The sequence below is a fragment of the Caballeronia sp. INML3B genome (genome assembly GCF_023631305.1).
Taxonomy (GTDB): domain Bacteria; phylum Pseudomonadota; class Gammaproteobacteria; order Burkholderiales; family Burkholderiaceae; genus Caballeronia; species Caballeronia turbans.
Window position 1 is genome coordinate 1 of the sequence record NZ_JALQDI010000031.1, and the last position, 597, is coordinate 597.

The 597-nt window shown below is 54.3% G+C and carries 1 protein-coding gene and 3 tRNA genes; all 4 read right to left on the reverse strand.

Translation table 11 applies throughout. The features are described 5' to 3' along the window. A partial coding sequence (locus tag NCS58_RS13555; protein ID WP_042615313.1) for a GTP-binding protein occupies window positions 1–83 on the reverse strand: 83 nt, incomplete at its 3' end. A 62-nt stretch (window positions 84–145) separates the two neighbouring features. Further along, a tRNA-Thr gene (locus NCS58_RS13560) sits at window positions 146–220 on the reverse strand. A 16-nt stretch (window positions 221–236) separates the two neighbouring features. Continuing rightward, a tRNA-Gly gene (locus NCS58_RS13565) sits at window positions 237–310 on the reverse strand. A 31-nt stretch (window positions 311–341) separates the two neighbouring features. Further along, window positions 342–427, reverse strand: a tRNA-Tyr gene (locus NCS58_RS13570). Between the last annotated feature and the right edge of the window lie 170 nt (window positions 428–597).

Consider the following 597-nt stretch of genomic DNA (forward strand, 5'->3'; position numbering starts at 1 on the left):
AGCGTGGTCTTGCCGTGGTCAACGTGACCGATCGTGCCCACGTTCACGTGCGGCTTGGTCCGCTCGAATTTACCTTTGGCCATTTTCGACTCCTAACAGGATTTTCGCACCTTGCGCCGCGCGCAACTTACTAGACTGATACAGCTGGTGCCCATGGGCAGGATCGAACTGCCGACCTCTCCCTTACCAAGGGAGTGCTCTACCACTGAGCCACATGGGCACTACAAAACCGACACTGGAGCGGGTGAAGGGAATCGAACCCTCGTCATAAGCTTGGAAGGCTTCTGCTCTACCATTGAGCTACACCCGCGAGGGTTTGGATTCCCTTACCGCTTGAATTCTGGTGGAGGAGGTTGGATTCGAACCAACGTAGGCGTAAGCCAACAGATTTACAGTCTGCCCCCTTTAGCCACTCGGGCACCCCTCCGCAGAGAACTATCGATTATGGGGTAACAACACGCCGTTGTCAAGCGTTTCTTACGCCCGAGACGATCGAAGCTCTCACCTATAGGTGAGACGGAAACGCAAAAACCCCACCTTTGCGGGGTGGGGTTTTTGTTTATCGCATGAGGAGCCTGACGATTACCTACTTTCACA